General features: G+C 47.8%; 25 protein-coding genes. 12 read left to right on the top strand and 13 right to left on the bottom strand.

What is annotated here, in order from left to right; translation table 11 throughout:
* Window positions 1-123 precede the first annotated feature (123 nt).
* Genes ACKTSG_RS11640 through ACKTSG_RS11650 form a run of 3 tightly spaced genes read right to left on the bottom strand, consistent with a single transcriptional unit; the run spans window position 124 to window position 1,159 of the window.
* The gene (locus ACKTSG_RS11640; protein ID WP_407894951.1) at window positions 124-381 is read right to left on the bottom strand and encodes a hypothetical protein; all 258 of its coding nucleotides are present in this window, start codon (window positions 379-381) and stop codon (window positions 124-126) included.
* Between the two features lie 24 nt (window positions 382-405).
* Window positions 406-870: a response regulator transcription factor gene (locus tag ACKTSG_RS11645; protein WP_407894953.1), complete on the bottom strand. Its 465-nt coding sequence runs from the start codon at window positions 868-870 to the stop codon at window positions 406-408.
* Window positions 857-1,159 carry an RNA polymerase sigma factor gene (locus tag ACKTSG_RS11650; RefSeq protein ID WP_407894955.1) on the bottom strand — a complete coding sequence of 101 codons (303 nt, stop codon included), beginning with the start codon at window positions 1,157-1,159 and terminating at the stop codon, window positions 857-859. The genes ACKTSG_RS11645 and ACKTSG_RS11650 overlap by 14 nt, the downstream gene beginning before the upstream one ends.
* Window positions 1,160-1,517: 358 nt before the next feature.
* Here ACKTSG_RS11650 and ACKTSG_RS11655 point away from each other — a divergent pair, with 358 nt between their 5' ends.
* Window positions 1,518-1,745, top strand: coding sequence for a hypothetical protein (locus ACKTSG_RS11655; RefSeq protein ID WP_407894957.1), 228 nt, complete (start codon window positions 1,518-1,520; stop codon window positions 1,743-1,745).
* A 365-nt stretch (window positions 1,746-2,110) separates the two neighbouring features.
* On the opposite strand, the gene ACKTSG_RS11660 is transcribed toward ACKTSG_RS11655, so the two are convergent.
* Both ACKTSG_RS11660 and ACKTSG_RS11665 read right to left on the bottom strand, forming a co-directional pair.
* Window positions 2,111-2,605: an RNA polymerase sigma factor gene (locus tag ACKTSG_RS11660; protein ID WP_407894959.1), complete on the bottom strand. Its 495-nt coding sequence runs from the start codon at window positions 2,603-2,605 to the stop codon at window positions 2,111-2,113.
* A 182-nt stretch (window positions 2,606-2,787) separates the two neighbouring features.
* Window positions 2,788-3,585, bottom strand: coding sequence for a hypothetical protein (locus tag ACKTSG_RS11665; protein WP_407894961.1), 798 nt, complete (start codon window positions 3,583-3,585; stop codon window positions 2,788-2,790).
* A gap of 372 nt (window positions 3,586-3,957) precedes the next feature.
* Here ACKTSG_RS11665 and ACKTSG_RS11670 point away from each other — a divergent pair, with 372 nt between their 5' ends.
* From ACKTSG_RS11670 to ACKTSG_RS11695, 6 genes are all read left to right on the top strand, one after another.
* Complete coding sequence (locus ACKTSG_RS11670) at window positions 3,958-4,722, top strand: YveK family protein (RefSeq protein WP_407894963.1); 765 nt, start codon at window positions 3,958-3,960, stop codon at window positions 4,720-4,722.
* Window positions 4,722-5,489: a CpsD/CapB family tyrosine-protein kinase gene (locus tag ACKTSG_RS11675; RefSeq protein ID WP_407894965.1), complete on the top strand. Its 768-nt coding sequence runs from the start codon at window positions 4,722-4,724 to the stop codon at window positions 5,487-5,489. The genes ACKTSG_RS11670 and ACKTSG_RS11675 overlap by 1 nt, the downstream gene beginning before the upstream one ends.
* A gap of 327 nt (window positions 5,490-5,816) precedes the next feature.
* Window positions 5,817-6,023, top strand: coding sequence for a DUF1659 domain-containing protein (locus ACKTSG_RS11680; RefSeq protein WP_407894967.1), 207 nt, complete (start codon window positions 5,817-5,819; stop codon window positions 6,021-6,023).
* Window positions 6,024-6,036: 13 nt separating this feature from the next.
* Window positions 6,037-6,261, top strand: coding sequence for a DUF2922 family protein (locus tag ACKTSG_RS11685; protein ID WP_407894969.1), 225 nt, complete (start codon window positions 6,037-6,039; stop codon window positions 6,259-6,261).
* Window positions 6,262-6,324: 63 nt separating this feature from the next.
* A complete protein-coding gene (locus ACKTSG_RS11690; protein WP_407894971.1) occupies window positions 6,325-6,492 on the top strand; it encodes a YvrJ family protein in 168 nt (55 codons plus the stop codon).
* Window positions 6,470-7,057, top strand: coding sequence for a GH25 family lysozyme (locus ACKTSG_RS11695; protein ID WP_407894973.1), 588 nt, complete (start codon window positions 6,470-6,472; stop codon window positions 7,055-7,057). Before ACKTSG_RS11690 ends, ACKTSG_RS11695 begins: the two co-directional genes overlap by 23 nt.
* Window positions 7,058-7,113: 56 nt before the next feature.
* Here ACKTSG_RS11695 and ACKTSG_RS11700 read toward each other — a convergent pair whose 3' ends face one another.
* The 6 genes from ACKTSG_RS11700 to ACKTSG_RS11725 form a co-directional block, all read right to left on the bottom strand.
* The gene (locus tag ACKTSG_RS11700; protein WP_407894975.1) at window positions 7,114-7,392 is read right to left on the bottom strand and encodes a hypothetical protein; all 279 of its coding nucleotides are present in this window, start codon (window positions 7,390-7,392) and stop codon (window positions 7,114-7,116) included.
* Complete coding sequence (locus ACKTSG_RS11705) at window positions 7,376-7,963, bottom strand: hypothetical protein (protein ID WP_407894977.1); 588 nt, start codon at window positions 7,961-7,963, stop codon at window positions 7,376-7,378. Before ACKTSG_RS11705 ends, ACKTSG_RS11700 begins: the two co-directional genes overlap by 17 nt.
* A gap of 122 nt (window positions 7,964-8,085) precedes the next feature.
* Window positions 8,086-8,451, bottom strand: a complete 366-nt coding sequence (locus tag ACKTSG_RS11710) for a YxeA family protein (protein WP_407894979.1) — start codon at window positions 8,449-8,451, stop codon at window positions 8,086-8,088.
* A gap of 67 nt (window positions 8,452-8,518) precedes the next feature.
* The gene (locus tag ACKTSG_RS11715) at window positions 8,519-8,797 is read right to left on the bottom strand and encodes a hypothetical protein (RefSeq protein ID WP_407894981.1); all 279 of its coding nucleotides are present in this window, start codon (window positions 8,795-8,797) and stop codon (window positions 8,519-8,521) included.
* Entirely contained in the window at window positions 8,787-9,392 is a 606-nt protein-coding gene (locus ACKTSG_RS11720; protein WP_407894983.1) for a hypothetical protein, read from the bottom strand. The genes ACKTSG_RS11715 and ACKTSG_RS11720 overlap by 11 nt, the downstream gene beginning before the upstream one ends.
* Before the next feature lie 167 nt (window positions 9,393-9,559).
* The gene (locus ACKTSG_RS11725) at window positions 9,560-10,273 is read right to left on the bottom strand and encodes a GH25 family lysozyme (protein ID WP_407894985.1); all 714 of its coding nucleotides are present in this window, start codon (window positions 10,271-10,273) and stop codon (window positions 9,560-9,562) included.
* 184 nt (window positions 10,274-10,457) lie between these two features.
* Between ACKTSG_RS11725 and ACKTSG_RS11730 the strand changes: the two genes are divergently transcribed.
* Both ACKTSG_RS11730 and ACKTSG_RS11735 read left to right on the top strand, forming a co-directional pair.
* The gene (locus ACKTSG_RS11730; RefSeq protein WP_407894987.1) at window positions 10,458-10,649 is read left to right on the top strand and encodes a hypothetical protein; all 192 of its coding nucleotides are present in this window, start codon (window positions 10,458-10,460) and stop codon (window positions 10,647-10,649) included.
* 12 nt (window positions 10,650-10,661) lie between these two features.
* Complete coding sequence (locus ACKTSG_RS11735; RefSeq protein WP_407894989.1) at window positions 10,662-11,597, top strand: SPFH domain-containing protein; 936 nt, start codon at window positions 10,662-10,664, stop codon at window positions 11,595-11,597.
* 112 nt (window positions 11,598-11,709) lie between these two features.
* On the opposite strand, the gene ACKTSG_RS11740 is transcribed toward ACKTSG_RS11735, so the two are convergent.
* Entirely contained in the window at window positions 11,710-13,353 is a 1,644-nt protein-coding gene (locus ACKTSG_RS11740; protein ID WP_407894990.1) for a hypothetical protein, read from the bottom strand.
* Entirely contained in the window at window positions 13,346-13,729 is a 384-nt protein-coding gene (locus ACKTSG_RS11745; protein WP_407894991.1) for a hypothetical protein, read from the bottom strand. The genes ACKTSG_RS11740 and ACKTSG_RS11745 overlap by 8 nt, the downstream gene beginning before the upstream one ends.
* Between ACKTSG_RS11745 and ACKTSG_RS11750 the strand changes: the two genes are divergently transcribed.
* The 3 genes from ACKTSG_RS11750 to ACKTSG_RS11760 form a co-directional block, all read left to right on the top strand.
* The gene (locus ACKTSG_RS11750; RefSeq protein WP_054717337.1) at window positions 13,688-13,876 is read left to right on the top strand and encodes a hypothetical protein; all 189 of its coding nucleotides are present in this window, start codon (window positions 13,688-13,690) and stop codon (window positions 13,874-13,876) included. The genes ACKTSG_RS11745 and ACKTSG_RS11750 overlap by 42 nt on opposite strands.
* Window positions 13,866-14,228, top strand: a complete 363-nt coding sequence (gene tnpB / locus ACKTSG_RS11755) for an IS66 family insertion sequence element accessory protein TnpB (RefSeq protein ID WP_123022984.1) — start codon at window positions 13,866-13,868, stop codon at window positions 14,226-14,228. Before ACKTSG_RS11750 ends, tnpB begins: the two co-directional genes overlap by 11 nt.
* Window positions 14,229-14,285: 57 nt before the next feature.
* Window positions 14,286-14,567: IS66 family transposase (locus tag ACKTSG_RS11760; RefSeq protein ID WP_407894993.1), on the top strand; the 282-nt coding region annotated here is incomplete at its 3' end.

The raw sequence follows: 14,567 nt of genomic DNA on the forward strand, positions 1-14,567 counted from the left end.
GGTTGATCCATCTTGATTTGGACGATATCGGGTTTATCTGACATAAAAAATACCTCACCATAATTGATGAGGTCAGTGTACCGCTGGAAATTTGATTAGGGAATCCGTGCTGTTATCTCCTGCTTACATTGCATCTTCTTCTGTTCTTAGAGCAAACTTCGACGTAAAATATTCGCCTAGGTCTGATTTCAGCGCGACCAGAATCCCCCGATCAAACTCAACTTGCGACATCTCTTTGATGACCGCCACGCGCTGATAATGCAAGTAACGTAATTTTAGATACGCCGATAACTCATCGAAATCGGCATCATTTCGGGACACATTGAACTCCAGCAAGACACGGCTGACCACTTCATCATCAATCTTTACTTCAGATTTCATGGTTCTTGTCCTCCTTATCGCCATTCATCGCACTTGCCCGTAAATATGCTTGATTTTATTGATCGTCACTGCAACCCAATCCTTGCTCACACCAAGCTCCGCAACGATTTCTTCTGTTGAACGTCCAGCGACCACTAACAGGTACATCACTTCACGTTCTTTAGGACTCAATTGCACCATATGCGCTAACTCATGATTTCGAGTCGGCTTGGTTTCCAACCAAGGATAACGACCAGCTTGTTGTTGACCTGATGTCAATGATTCTTCACGCTGATACGGCCAGCCCCGATAACGATGCTGTCGAACTGCCTTGGTGAGTTCTTCCAACAACTGGTCGTTAGTTCGTACCGACTTACGTTCATTCATGCGCCGATATCGTTTGATCGCATATCGTCGCAACTCATTGGCATCACCGTCCGTCTTCAACACCCCTGCACGATGCAGTACTTGGTCAATCAACGCTTGTGCTTTCTTATCAACGTTTGCCACTAGCTTTCACTTCCTTAAATATTGATCGTAATGAGAGCACACGTGCCTTTACTAGTTCCCCCAACACCTTCACCATAATCTGTCCAATCTTGATCACCTGAGCGTTCACCACTAGACTTGAAACCCCCAGTTGCCGCGAAATCTGCGCGTGCTTCATTTCGTCATCTCTCATCAAGGTGAAAATTTGTCGTTGAAGAGCCGTCATTGAACTCAGCGCTTCGGTGATAGTTTCGCGGACTTCCAACTTGGTAATATCCGAATCAATGTCAGTTGAAGCTTCCGCATTCACTCTAGTCGCCCGCTGCAAGTCTTAACGACCGATCCACGCTGCTTTTCAATATCCAATAAATCAGTCGACCAACACGATGAGATAGACCAGTATTTACACGACAAGGGCGTCGAGGCGATAACGTATAATGCTGATACGATAACCCTGAGCCAGGCTCCTGGCAGAGCCTCAATCTATGAAGAGTTTTTTCACGCGCAACAGTATCTTGACCGTCGAAATGACGGGGCTGATCGCAGCATGTTAATATGCAAAATTGAGGCGCGAAACTATTTATTTACTAACGCCAAGAAGTTAAACTTGAGTATATCGGAAGTAGCACTGACTAAACACAATCTGACAAAGTATGGGAGGGATTTAGATGCACTTGATTGCCAACAAAGTAATTAGTTTGCAAAGGGATTCACTTGTTGATCTTGATGCCTCTCTTAATCTCAAGATTGGTCAGAAAATTCTTGTTGATGGCGTGCAACATACCCTTCTTGGAGTTGGAACTCTTCCACCAGATGCACTTGGGGCAACATATCGAATTAGCGGTATGGTTCCCAAGGGCGCACGCATCGAACGCGTCAACACAACTAGTATTTAGCACTCGCCAATTGACGGGTGTTTTCTTTTACTCAAAATCTGGCCCCAGGCATGGCGTTAAAAGGCTTATTTTTGTTGCCTGATCGCGATCGTCCCGCGTTACAAATGGCGTTAGGGCAGAAAGGGAGCAACACATGAACTATGAAGAACTCAAAGCACTTGCTCGTGAGTTCGTACTGACTTACGTTCCTTCATGCGCCGATATCGTTTGATCGCATATCAGCGAAGCTCATTGGCATTCCCGTCAGTCTTCAACACCCCTGCACGATGCAGTACTTGATCAATGAACGCTTGTGTTTTCTTATCAATGTCTGCCATTAACTTTCACTTCCTTAAATATCGATCGTAATGAGAGTAACCCCCTTGTTACTCCCGCCCCAACACCTTCACCATAATTTTCCTGATCTTGGTCACTTGGGCATTTACTGCTTGCCTGGAGATGCCAAGTTGCCGTGCGATTTGTGTTTGCTTGAGTTCCTCATCTACCATCATGATGAAGATCTGCCGTTGGAGACTTGTCATTAAGCTCAACGCTTCTGTGATCGTCTCACGAACTTCCAACTCTGTGATATCCGTGTCAGTATCCGTTGAAGCTTCCGTATTCACTCGGGTCGCCCGCCGCAGGTCTTTGACAATCGACCCGCGCTGCTTTTCAATATCCAAATAAATAAGCCGACCAACGCCCCTATTAAAGGCAACATCGGATAAGTCTTTACGCCGCTCAAAGTGGTAAATATACTGCAAGCGCGCAAAGCTCAGCCAATCGTCGTAATCCATATCCCCTTGTCTAATGTGTGCACGAGCTAAGGCTTTGTACACGATTTTCATATTCTGAGCTAGTAACTCGAATCCGTCTGTCATCCCAATTCCCCCAATCTGACTATGTTGGTCAGGATAATACAGGAAATTATGGGGTGTCATGTAAATGCTTTGAAGCCTGATAGCACGCATTGTTCAGGCAATAACTGGACGGTTTCATAAAGCCTTCAAGTCGTATGAGCCTCGTCATGATGCCATTCACGCTCAAAAGCATTTACACAAACTTATTTTTTACGGCGTTTTTCGTCTTTTTTGACTTGGGCATCGTACAACATCTGAATGAAATCTCCCGATTCTTCGCCTGAGCGGCCGAAGATCAACGTCATCACCAAATCCCGATCATGTTCGAAGAACCATTTCGACAGCGGAAACTGGGGTGTGGTTTGTGCGCGTGGGTACTGCTTCAAGTGAATGCCTTGATCAAATAAGAGCTGACCGATCAAAGTTAAAGCAAAGCGTTGCGTTGCTTCCGCTTTGCGATCCACAAATTCGTGCAACAAATCAACGCGTGCTTGCGATACTGGCAATGGTACGCCAGCTCCAATTCGTGCCGCCCAGTGTGTGGTATGACCGCGATACTTGGTAGTAAATTCAACTTGATCACCTTCGACTTGAATGTGTTGGCAAGTTGGTGTGAAGAACCACAGTCCTGCTTCATTAGTGGGATTCGGTGACCAGAAACTACGCGTGCCGCACGTCGCCACTCGTAACGGCGAAGGAAACTGTGCCAAGCTTGGTTTCACTGCGTCGGTGGCGTGCTTTAAAATTTCTTGCCAGGCTTTTACCGTTTCAATACGCGTTCCCAGCAAGTACAATTGCCAGTTACGCTCAAGTTGGTGACACAGACTTGCAGGTTTGCGCCGACTAACGAGCAAGGTTCCTGATTCAGTCACACATAACGAATGCATCCCCGCATGATCGATGCCCACCACAAACGCAATCTCTCGATCAGAGAAATCTTGGAGCTCGACGTAGGGAATATCGTCCAAAGAAATGAGTTTGTTGCCTTTCAGTAATTCCATAAGCTTGCCTCCTGATAAATAGGTTTTGATAAACTTATTTTGAATCAGAACGGCACCCAAACATAGGATCGATTTCGGCCACCTGTCGATAAATCAACGAAATTAATTTTCAGACTGTACACCGCTTACAGATTTCGTACTGAATCAAATCACGAATACTGCTTCCGGTCTTGAAATCCGTCGTTCTGCAACTTCACCCCACCAACCTTTCAATACCCTCTGAACGATTCATCAATATCCGTCTCTTATGTTTCAGAAACAAGCTCATTTGTCATGCAATTTTATTCACTTGAAGACTAGTAACCACCTCGAAATATGGTAGAATTGAATAGTTTTAACCATACTCGATACATATAACCTTAGGAGGGCTCAATGGAGGACGACGTAATCAGCCTTGGCCAAGTTTTCAACACGCTGAGGAAACATATCATCATGATCATCATCTTCGCATTCGCTGGGTTGCTGGTTTCTGCTGGGATCACCTATTTCGTGATGACACCTAAGTACCAATCCAGCGCGTTGATCTTAGTCAATCAAAAAGACAACACCAACGTGGCGGCGCAATACAACGCGGTGCAAACCGACTTGCAAATGATCAATACATATAAAGACATTATTACCGAACCGGTTATTTTGGATACAGCAGCCAAGGACTTAAACAAGTCTGGCCGCTTCTCTGGCAATGCTGGCGACTTGAAGGGTGCCTTGACGATTTCCAACAATGAAAATTCTCAAGTGGTCAACGTCACTGCTGAAGCCACTAGCCCATATGTTGCGCGCGATATCGCCAATTCAGTGACCCAAGTCTTCAAGCAAAAGATCACCAAGATCATGTCTAACGCCAAGAACGTGTCCATTATTTCTGACGCGAAGTTACAAACTAGTCCCGTTTCGCCACGCAAAGCGATCAACTTGGCGGTTGGCTTACTCGCCGGTTTGGTCATTGGCATTCTGTTGGCCTTCATTCGTGAACTCACTGACAAAACCGTCAAAGCGCCAGACTTCATCACGGAAACGCTGGGCTTGCCTTTGCTGGGCACGGTTTACAACATCGATGCTCGCGATATGAAGTTCGGTCAAACCCGCTCGGCTCACAGCAATGGTGGCCGGCGCACCCGCACTGGAGGTGAACGCTAATGTTTGGATTCGGTAAAAAACATCAAAAAGCCCTTGAAGACGTCTCCATGCATAAAGGCGTTGGCTTGATCACCGCTTATGCGCCAAAGTCGCATATCTCTGAACAATTTCGGACGTTGCGGACCAATATTCAATACTCTGATGCTGATCACCAAATCAAAACCTTGGTGTTCACCTCAAGCGGTCCTTCTGAAGGTAAGTCGACAGTTTCTGGTAATGTTGCCGTCACTTTTGCCAACCAAGGTTTGCGGACGCTCTTGGTAGACGCCGACACTCGCCGGCCAACGGTACATGCCACCTTCTCTTTGCTTAACGAACGCGGTTTGGTCAACTTGTTGACGACCAAAGAAGATCTGGATCTGGCGGATTACATCGTGCCGACCAGCATCGAGCACTTGTCGGTGTTACCAACTGGCCCAGTACCGCCGAACCCTTCTGAATTGTTGAGTTCCAAGCGCATGGAACGCTTGATCAACACGTTAGCCAAGAACTTCGACATGGTGATCTTCGATGTGCCACCGTTGGGTTCTGTGACTGATGCGCAGATCTTAGCATCCAAAGTCGACGCAACGATCTTGGTCGTGCCTTATGGGATCGCGCAAAAAGGCGCCGTGCTTGCTGGCAAAGGCATGTTGGAACAAGTGGATGCCAACATCATCGGCGTCGTGCAAAACCGCGTGCCGGAAGAAGCCAATGGTTATTACGGTTACTATGGCTACTACGGGTATTACGGCAAGAAAGACAAAGAAAATACTGCAGCGAAGTAACATGGAAGCTCGTCGAGAAATCGGCGGGCTTTTTTGATCCCGCGCAGTTGCGCTACCTAAAAAAAGACCTGCGGCTGCTGGGGAGAGCAGCCACAGATCCGTGTGAAAGGAACCCGTCCATTCAGCGGCCGTCACCCAACGGCCTAGGTGTCACTCGGACGTTTGACACCATACTTGCAGTATAGCCACTTGGAAGGCTTTTTTTGTGCAAGTTTAAGAAAGTTTGTTTGCCGTGATTGACAAAATCGCATCGGCTGCCATTTAGGTAGTGTCTGGCCGGACGACAACGTAACCTTTTTTCGAAGCGATTTTAAGGAGGAGTATCATATGGCACGTTCTGTAAAATCCACGTCCATCAACATTTTATTGACTGATGAACAAAACAAGACGAAGCGGCGCTCTTACCGCAACATCGATCCACAGATTTCTGACGACGCGGTGCTTGGGGTGGCAAACTTGGTGAATAGCTTTGAGCAACTCACCTTGCAAAAGCCGACCATTACCCGCGTTGAAGAAATCGAGCTGGCTGAATAGGAGGTAAATTCGCATGACGAACTATCTGGTTGTTTTAGTGTATAACAATGGCGCTGGCGTGAAGCAAACGTTTCGGGTGAACAACTTGAATAAATCCGTTTCTGAAGACCAAGCCTTGCAGGCACTACAACTGTTGCCTAGTTTAGGCAGCTTTGTGGATGCGGCAGGCGACGCGCTGTATGTCGACCCAGTTGAAGCTCAAGTCATTCAAACCATTTCCACCGCTTACAAGCCATAACCGCAGCGGGTGGTGGCGGCCAATGATGGCGAGGGTTTAGGGGTATGATAAGGAAGTGATCGCATGGATCAACTGATCACCAGTATGCTCGATCAAGCCATTGGCGGCTTGATTGCCGTCATTCTACTGACGAAAATCGATAAGCGACTGGAAACCATGACGCAATCGATGACCCAACTCACTGACTCGATCAAGGAGGCGCTTGCGTATGTCGACACCGTTAGTCGCTGATGTGTCCAGCTGGAATCCAGACACGCAAAGCTTTTTCAATTCATTGGCCAAACTCGGCGTCAAAGCCGTGATTGTCAAGCTGACAGAAGGTACCAATTACACCAACCCCAAGGCCAAAGCGCAGATCCGCGCGGCGTGGAACGCTGGCATGCATGCGCATGGCTACCACTTTGCCCGCTACAAAACTGCTGCCCAAGCAAAAGCCGAAGCGCAGTACTTTGTCAAAGTCGCCAAGGCAGTTGGGTTGAATGGCACGTCGGTGTTAGCTGATGACGTGGAAGCGGCGGACTTGCCGAAAAGCCTGCTGACAGACTTGACCAACACGTTTTTAAGCACCGTTAAAGCCGCGGGGTTTGGTAAGGTGGACTTTTACACCTCGGCTAGCTGGGTCAAGGCCGGTTATTTGAAGCCTGCCAGCTTGATCGCCAAGAACATGTGGATCGCCAGTTGGGGTGTGTCGCAACCTGGCATCAACAACGTCGGCACTTGGCAATTCACCAACAATTATCAAGGCTTGAAAGTCGACATGAGCTACGACTTTCATGGGCTTTATACCAAGATCTAAAATCAGCCGCGACCCGAAAATTGGGTCGCGGCTGTTTTGTTGTGTGGAGGCGAAAATTAATATGAAGCACTGAGAACGCGATCGAAGAAACGATTCAAGCGTGCTCGCCAAGAATTGTGTTTTTTCAGGTACGCTTGTTCACGCTCGGCGCGAGATCGCGCCAGCTCCTCATCAGTGGGAATATGGTCCAATGGTGGTGCGCCGATCAACGCTCGGTCATGGTTGAGAACCGCCAACGTGTAGGCATAACGTTCGGCTTGAGTCATCGCAACATACTCTTGGAAATCTGGCCAAACCGTTTCAAAAGTCTCGTTGGATTCATTTGGCATGATCATGGGACCGAGCTCCTTTCAATTTTACGATCAACTGTCCAACATAAGCTAATGATGATGTTTCCAAAGTCTGCTCTATGATCCGTTGATATTTCTTACTTGCTAACAAGCGTGACAACTCAGAGGTAATTGCTGAAAGCACGTCTGCTTTTTCGAGATACCCATTTTGTGCAATCAACCAGGCGATCTTATCAATTAAATGCAGGATCTTAGCTAGACCCAAACGACTAGCGGTGGTTAGCTCGAATTCGGTCTGATCTTCCAGATCGGGATGCGTCGTCATGATCTGATCAAACGCCAGCATAAATTTGATGACAAGTTTCCGTACTTGTTGGTTGTAGAAATCAATTACCTTGTCCGAATTATCGATTCGGCGCATATGACTATCTTGCCAGCGAATCGTCTCACTTCGAAACGCAGTGAACAATGCCAGCGTCGTACCAGAAATCGCGATACCTACCAGCTGTGAAAAACTTTGTTGTTGCTCCCGTCCAAAGTACCAAGCACCAACAAATCCCAACGTTACCGCTAGTAAAACGATCAGCGTCCAATCCTCGATACCCCATTTTCTCATGTTTTGCCCGCCAATACTGGGATACTTGGCAGGAATAATATTATTTCCCCTTCCCTTTATAAATTTGCAATCGAAGGCAGAACCATTTTTTTCAATTTTATGATAGTAAAAAAGCCGCCAGATCAGCGACTTGACTCAAGTTTTTGGATGGCAGGCTTAGGCACGTCAGCTTTGGGCACGGACTGCCAGGAGGTGACGCCTTTTTTGGTGTTGTAGGTGACTTTCAAATACGCTCCGATGCGTAGTGGGCGCGCTTTGTTAGCGTTGAATACTAGGCTTTGGGCTTGGCCTTGGTCGTCATAGCCAGGTTGGTCGTAGCGATAGTCGATATACACGTTGCCAGCGTCATCTTGCGGCGCGATCTTCGTGCCGATGGTGGTGACTTTGGTGTAGTACGACACCCCGCCGTAATAGGTGATCTCATACAGCTTCAAGCCGCCAAAAACCAGCACCACCAGTAAGACGAACCCAATCAAAAACTTTCTCATCTACTTTCACCTCACCATTATTATCGCAGGTCTTAGCCGGCCATGCGCGAACGGTTTTGTAAGGTGCTTAGCCTTCTTTCCCCCATAAGATCGCCCAAGCCCGGCGGAAACGGTTCAAGCGTGGGTGTTTCGGCTGAATCGTGGCTTGAAATTGCGCTTCGGCTTCTTCCGGCGTCAAGATCTTGTCGACTGGTGCCAATCCTTCTGCTTCAAGCGCGGCATTCATTTGGGCCAGCAACATCGTTCCTTGTTGCTCTACAGGAGCGCTGATCAAATCGATCACGTCCGGATACTGTGGAAAGTGGGCCTTAAAGAACGCCACAAATTCACGTTGTTCATTGCTCATGTTCTTGAACCTCCCGTAATTTCGCGATTAAATAGTCTACATTTCTCAAAGACGAGGAGCGCTGCATGCTTTGGACCATAGGAAAATACACTGGTGACAACAAGAAGCGAGATAGCTCAGAATAAATCGTCATGATGACTTCTTCTCGCTGTAAATACCCACTTTGTCGCATCAGCCATGCCAATTGATCGATGCGGTGCAAAATCGTTGCCATTCGCAACTGAAACGCAACAGTCACTTCCGCATTAAATGACAGTTGACTTTGCTGCGGATCAGCTTTTTGAGCTTCTGACAAGGTATTTAAGAACTTTTCAAAGTCGCGCATGAATGAGATCACTAAGTCGCGGACATTTTCATTGTAAAATGTAATCGTCTTGGCGGTGTTGTCGACGCGGCGCATGTGCGAATCCTGCCAGCGGATCGTTTCGCTGCGGATCATCGACACCACGCCCATCACGCCGCCGGAAATGCCGATGCCGATCAACTGCGCCAACCCACCGATCGTATAATGCCCGAAGATCCACGTGCCCAGCCCACCTAATGCCACAGCGACAATGAGCCACAATGCCCACTTAGATGCTTTCCATTGTTCCATATTTTTTCCCCCGATGCCACTGATCGTCGCAGAAATAATATTTTCCCCCACACTTAATAAATACGCGAAAACGGCTGGAAATATCTTGTCGTTGAAAAATTTTTCAACGTCCACTAAAAAACCGCTGACTTTGTGAAAATCAACGGTTTTCCTATGTTTGATGACTTTTATGGTAAGGTATCGCCTTTGGTGTAAACGACACAATCAAAAGTTTGATCCGTGCCGCCATTGGGCAATTTGGCATTGGCGTATTCCCAAAAACTGCCAATATCCGGACGCTTTGCGCCCATCACATATCGCGGCACGTTTGGCGCTACGGTTTTGATGGTGGCTAAGGTTTGTGGGGTGCCCATCACGATCACGCCTTGTTGATAATGCGCTTGTAGCAAGTTGATCAATGTTGTGAGCTTTGCGGCAACTGTTGCGACTTTCGGCGGGTCGCTGGCATAATTGCCGTAATAGGTCACATAAATGCCGATCGGCAACTCGCCTGGATCCCACACATGTTTAATGAAGTTTTCCGCTTGAGCTTGCGGGGTGGAATCAAAGCTAAAGTAGTGATACGCCCCGACTTTCAAGCTGCCGGCGCGCGACACGTTGGTGGCAAAATCGTCATCCACAAAGCTGGCACCTTGCGTGGCTTTGAGATACACGAAGCTGACCCCACCAGCTTTCAGGGCTTCTGGGTCGATCACCCCGTCAGCTTGGCTCATGCGCACGCCAAGCAGCGGGTATTTGGCCACACTAGGCCGCGGATTTTTGTGAAGCCACCACCAAGTCCCGCCGATCGCGGCGATCAAGGCGACCACCAAGGCGACTGTGATCAGAATTTTGCGGCGGCGATCATATGTATCTGCATAAATTGGGCGTTTGGCACGCATGCTGTCACCTCCTTGCATGCCTGATATTATACCGCATCAGCTTGGGTCGAGGCCACCAGGTGTCAGTTTTGTCACATGGATCAAAATAGGACTTTGGGCTGATGTTCACATGCGTTTTGAAGCTAGAATTGCTATATCAATTGAATTACCGTAAGATGAAAGCGGAAGCAAAAGGAGTGGGAGTATGTTAGATGACCGTTTGATCAAAACCGTCTTTACCTTGCCGACGCAAGATTCTGGCGAGATTCAATTGTATGGGATCTTCTACCACTACCGCGTTGTCGGCGTCGCCAAGCCTGGCGATCAAGTGGTGGTTGTGGCTGCGGATCGGTCCGGCTTATCGGTGCGCAAATTGGGGTCAGAGCTAGATTTTTAAGGAGGAGTCACTATGATTTTATCGATCGTATTCGGCGTTATCGCCGTGATAGTTATTTTGATCATTGCGGTGGTGTTATTCACGAGCGTCGCGATCATCCATACTGGGGAAGTTGGCATCGTGGAACGGTTAGGGAAATATGTCCAAACCTTGCAACCAGGGTTTCATGTGGTACCGCCGATCATTTATCGCATCACGGAAATCGTCAACATGAAGCAGATTCCGCTGAAAGTCGACGAACAAGAAGTCATCACCAAAGATAACGTGGTGGTGCGTATTTCCGAAACTTTGAAGTATCACATCACCGACGTCAACGCTTATGTTTACCAAAACAAAGATTCTGTCTTGTCCATGGTCCAAGATACTCGCGCGAACTTGCGGGGTATCATCGGGAACATGGACTTAAACGATGTGTTGAATGGCACTGAAACCATCAACCAAACCTTATTCACCCAAATCGCTGAAACCACTGCCGGTTATGGGTTGAACGTCGACCGCGTGAACATCGACTCGATCAAAGTCGACACCACCATTCAAGATTCCATGAACAAACTGCTGCGCGCCAGCCGTGAAAAAGAAGCCAATATTATGGAAGCGGAAGGTCACAAACAAGCGGCCATCGCCAAAGCCGAAGGGGAAAAGCAAGCCGCGATCCTTGAAGCCGAAGCCAACCGTCAAACCCAGATCTTACAAGCCCAAGGTCACGCTGAATCTCAACGCTTGATCGCCGACGCGGTGAAAGATCAAATCAACTCCATCAATGAAGGCTTGGCCAACAACGGCGACATGTACTTAAAGTACAAAAACGTTGAAGCCTTAGAATCCTTAGCCAAAGGTGAAGCTAATACTGTGGTGTTGCCTTCCACTGCCATTGATTCACTAGGCCAGATCCCAGCTGTTGGGCAAGTGCTTGCCGCCACCACGAAACAACAAAAACAACAAAATTAATTGAATTGGTCCCGTCGCCTGAGTAGGTGGCGGGATTTTTTTGTGCGCACATCTTGGGCAAATTAAAAACTGCAGCGAGATTTGGCTGCAGTTCTTGATTACCCTGAGGAATTTAGTTCAAAGCTTCTGGCTGAATATCTGTGGTTAAATTCCAGTTCAACGTGCTTGAATACGTGCCAGCCACGATTTGATCATCAGATTTATATTCTGACGTCACGCGGGTGTGCGCTTCCCGATCATAGTTGACTGGTTCATCGGTTTTATTCTTGCCACCGGTGGCTATTTCAATTGGCGTCGCCCCCACTCGAATTGCGTTTGAATGGTCTCTTCCTAAAATCAAGTCAACCACAAACGGCAACGTATTTGTGCCATCTGAAAATGGCGTTGCTGATACGAACAAATGCCAACGAGCAACATTTGGATCATAATCAAACAATTCACGAGTATCCGATACCGTTAGTTGGTTGTTGGCATCACCATCCACGTTGTCTTTAACCACATGATTATAGATCTCAGAAAACGAGTACTGCGTGTGCCAATCTTCCGGAACATGCGTCAACTCTAGAGCACCGCCACCGCGGATCACACTGAAAGCGGCGTAGTTGGTGGTAAAGTTTTTCACGCCAACATTTGGAATGTTCGCAGTCAATTCCAGCGTTAATGCCAAGGGCGTCCCCGCTTCAGATGCTCTTACTGCACGTTTCATCAGCGTGCTTTGTTTATTGACGACCAGTTGTGTTGTGTCTGAATTCAGTGCAGTTGGTGAGCCGCTCGCACTCACACCCTCTTCACTGATAATCGTACCAGAGCCAACCACGGTGATTACGCCGCTGTTGCTTTGCGTCTCGTACCGCTTCCACTGATATTGCCAAGTAGTACCATCTGGAAATTGTGAAGCAAATTTTTCCAATTCAGGCAGTTGATGGACGATTTGATTACCCGTTAAGCTTGCCAGAGATGCATTGATTGCTGGCAACTGAAGGACATTTACCGGCGCAGAAGCATTCTGATCTCTGCTAGTAGCTCCAATAGCCGCGGATAATGAGTCGACACCAGACTGGAACTCGATTGGTTCCGGACGAGTTACGTTGAAGGAAGTTTGTCTGCCTGTACCACTGTTCAAGGAAATCAGGTTCGCATGATCACCTTGAACCTGCCAGTTAACAGCATCGATCGAATCGTCGGGGGTTACGGTTGCAGTCGCTGGATATGAGAAGTTTTCGGATGGTAGTACGTGGCGGTGCACCAGTACACTGATATCTGTGGTGATCGGCAAAACGTTAATGGTTGTGACTTCCGTAGCAGTATTCCACCTACTATTCGATGAAAATTGGATATAGTAAGTGCCCGGAGTATCCGGGATGAAATCGAACTCGCCACCAATCTCGTATACACCGATGCTGTATTCACGTTGTTGAGTCAGTCTTTGGCGCCAAAGTGTGGCGTTTTCTCCATCTGGTTGCAGTCTCCAGATTGTCAATGTTGTCGTAATTGATTCGCTATAGTTATTCAAGAAACGACGTGCGTGTAGCCACGGCAAGCTGAGAGTATCGCCGTTGTTCATGGTTAATATTTGTCCAGAGGGTGTTGAAGACATATAGCCATTGGTTCCACCCCACCCTGGATCCCCGACTGAAGTTGCGGTTACTGCCGAAGGATTAAAGGTTGGCGCTGCCGAAACTGGATCAGGTGAACGAAACACCGCAATCAGTCCAAACATCAACAAGACGATCCAAGCGTAATGTTTTCTAATCACGACGTTCACCTTCTCTCAAATACTTATACCCAACAAGGACCCCCAACATAAAGCCCATCAGCGCAAACCCAAGCCACATCAGCCATGGGCCTGGACTACCTAACCCTGGCAACCACCCTGACCACCAGTTGTTGGTATCAGGTAATGCGGTGTGTTCAGATTCTGGTTTAGTGGTATCGACTGGTCCATCGATATCGGTGCCGCCATCGACATCGACTTCACTGGAATCACCAACAACTTGAATTTTGATCGTAAGCAGGAGATAACAGCACGGATTTCCTAATCCGTTTCCCCGCAGTACACTAGCCTCATCAATTATGGTGAGGTATTTTTTATGGCAGATAAACCCGATATCGTCCAGATCAAGATCGATCAACCCAACACCCCTGCTCGCTCAGCGGCAGTGGCGTCTAAGGCGCTTCAAATCAAGTTGGCCGACAATGAGTCAGTCATCGTATACAACCACATCCAAGGCTACATTTTGGACGCGTTGATGAAGGCGGTGTTTGATCGTGCTCATTGATATGCGCCAGCTTCGTGGCATTTATTTGGTTTGTGGCAAAACTGATTTGCGGCGCGGCATTGATGGCCTCGCCGATGTCGTGAAAGAGCAATTTGAGCTGAATCCATACAACCACGCCTTATATCTTTTTTGCGGCACCCGTAAAGATCGGTTCAAGGCCCTTTACTGGGACGGCGACGGCTTTGTGCTTTTGTATAAGCGCATCGAAGATGGTCGGATTCAGTGGCCAACAACCCAAGATGAAGTCAGAAAGCTACATGCCAAGCAACTGACCCGGCTACTTTCAGGCTGGTCTTTAGACGCGAGTGTCCGGCCATTTTGTCCAAGTAAAAAAAGAGGTGAAAAGCGCTAGGCAATAAGGTTTTTAAGTGGTACACTCACACCATCAAATACGGATGGTGGCAGTGCGATGCCAAACGACACAACTGAGCTAAGCAAACTACGTGACCAAGTTAAAGCATTACAGGAACAAAACGCCGATCTTTTGGAGAAGCTTACCCAACTTCAACGTTATGTGTATGGTAATCGTTCAGAAGAGATCCACTCTGAACAAGGTACCTTCTTGAATGAGGATGCCAGTGTTTTCTTCGTCCCAGAGCACACTGGGGATCAAAGCGACCAGAGCGCAACCGCAGCTCAAGTACAAGAACCGAAGAAAAGCAAAGCCACACGTAAACAAACACTGAGCAAG

The sequence above is a fragment of the Lacticaseibacillus salsurae genome (genome assembly GCF_045862175.1).
GTDB lineage: Bacteria > Bacillota > Bacilli > Lactobacillales > Lactobacillaceae > Lacticaseibacillus > Lacticaseibacillus salsurae.

What these genes read in the sequence shown, in the direction of transcription:
- ACKTSG_RS11720 (WP_407894983.1), bottom strand. Translation starts at nt 9,392, where the DNA reads ATGGAACAATGGAAAGCATCTAAGTGGGCATTGTGGCTCATTGTCGCT.
- ACKTSG_RS11690 (WP_407894971.1), top strand. Translation starts at nt 6,325, where the DNA reads ATGGATCAACTGATCACCAGTATGCTCGATCAAGCCATTGGCGGCTTG.
- ACKTSG_RS11685 (WP_407894969.1), top strand. Translation starts at nt 6,037, where the DNA reads ATGACGAACTATCTGGTTGTTTTAGTGTATAACAATGGCGCTGGCGTG.
- ACKTSG_RS11640 (WP_407894951.1), bottom strand. Translation starts at nt 381, where the DNA reads ATGAAATCTGAAGTAAAGATTGATGATGAAGTGGTCAGCCGTGTCTTG.
- ACKTSG_RS11700 (WP_407894975.1), bottom strand. Translation starts at nt 7,392, where the DNA reads ATGATCATGCCAAATGAATCCAACGAGACTTTTGAAACGGTTTGGCCA.
- ACKTSG_RS11735 (WP_407894989.1), top strand. Translation starts at nt 10,662, where the DNA reads ATGATTTTATCGATCGTATTCGGCGTTATCGCCGTGATAGTTATTTTG.
- ACKTSG_RS11725 (WP_407894985.1), bottom strand. Translation starts at nt 10,273, where the DNA reads ATGCGTGCCAAACGCCCAATTTATGCAGATACATATGATCGCCGCCGC.
- ACKTSG_RS11675 (WP_407894965.1), top strand. Translation starts at nt 4,722, where the DNA reads ATGTTTGGATTCGGTAAAAAACATCAAAAAGCCCTTGAAGACGTCTCC.
- ACKTSG_RS11695 (WP_407894973.1), top strand. Translation starts at nt 6,470, where the DNA reads ATGTCGACACCGTTAGTCGCTGATGTGTCCAGCTGGAATCCAGACACG.
- ACKTSG_RS11680 (WP_407894967.1), top strand. Translation starts at nt 5,817, where the DNA reads ATGGCACGTTCTGTAAAATCCACGTCCATCAACATTTTATTGACTGAT.
- ACKTSG_RS11705 (WP_407894977.1), bottom strand. Translation starts at nt 7,963, where the DNA reads ATGAGAAAATGGGGTATCGAGGATTGGACGCTGATCGTTTTACTAGCG.
- ACKTSG_RS11665 (WP_407894961.1), bottom strand. Translation starts at nt 3,585, where the DNA reads ATGGAATTACTGAAAGGCAACAAACTCATTTCTTTGGACGATATTCCC.
- ACKTSG_RS11660 (WP_407894959.1), bottom strand. Translation starts at nt 2,605, where the DNA reads ATGACAGACGGATTCGAGTTACTAGCTCAGAATATGAAAATCGTGTAC.
- ACKTSG_RS11710 (WP_407894979.1), bottom strand. Translation starts at nt 8,451, where the DNA reads ATGAGAAAGTTTTTGATTGGGTTCGTCTTACTGGTGGTGCTGGTTTTT.
- ACKTSG_RS11750 (WP_054717337.1), top strand. Translation starts at nt 13,688, where the DNA reads ATGGCAGATAAACCCGATATCGTCCAGATCAAGATCGATCAACCCAAC.
- ACKTSG_RS11655 (WP_407894957.1), top strand. Translation starts at nt 1,518, where the DNA reads ATGCACTTGATTGCCAACAAAGTAATTAGTTTGCAAAGGGATTCACTT.
- ACKTSG_RS11715 (WP_407894981.1), bottom strand. Translation starts at nt 8,797, where the DNA reads ATGAGCAATGAACAACGTGAATTTGTGGCGTTCTTTAAGGCCCACTTT.
- ACKTSG_RS11730 (WP_407894987.1), top strand. Translation starts at nt 10,458, where the DNA reads ATGTTAGATGACCGTTTGATCAAAACCGTCTTTACCTTGCCGACGCAA.
- ACKTSG_RS11670 (WP_407894963.1), top strand. Translation starts at nt 3,958, where the DNA reads ATGGAGGACGACGTAATCAGCCTTGGCCAAGTTTTCAACACGCTGAGG.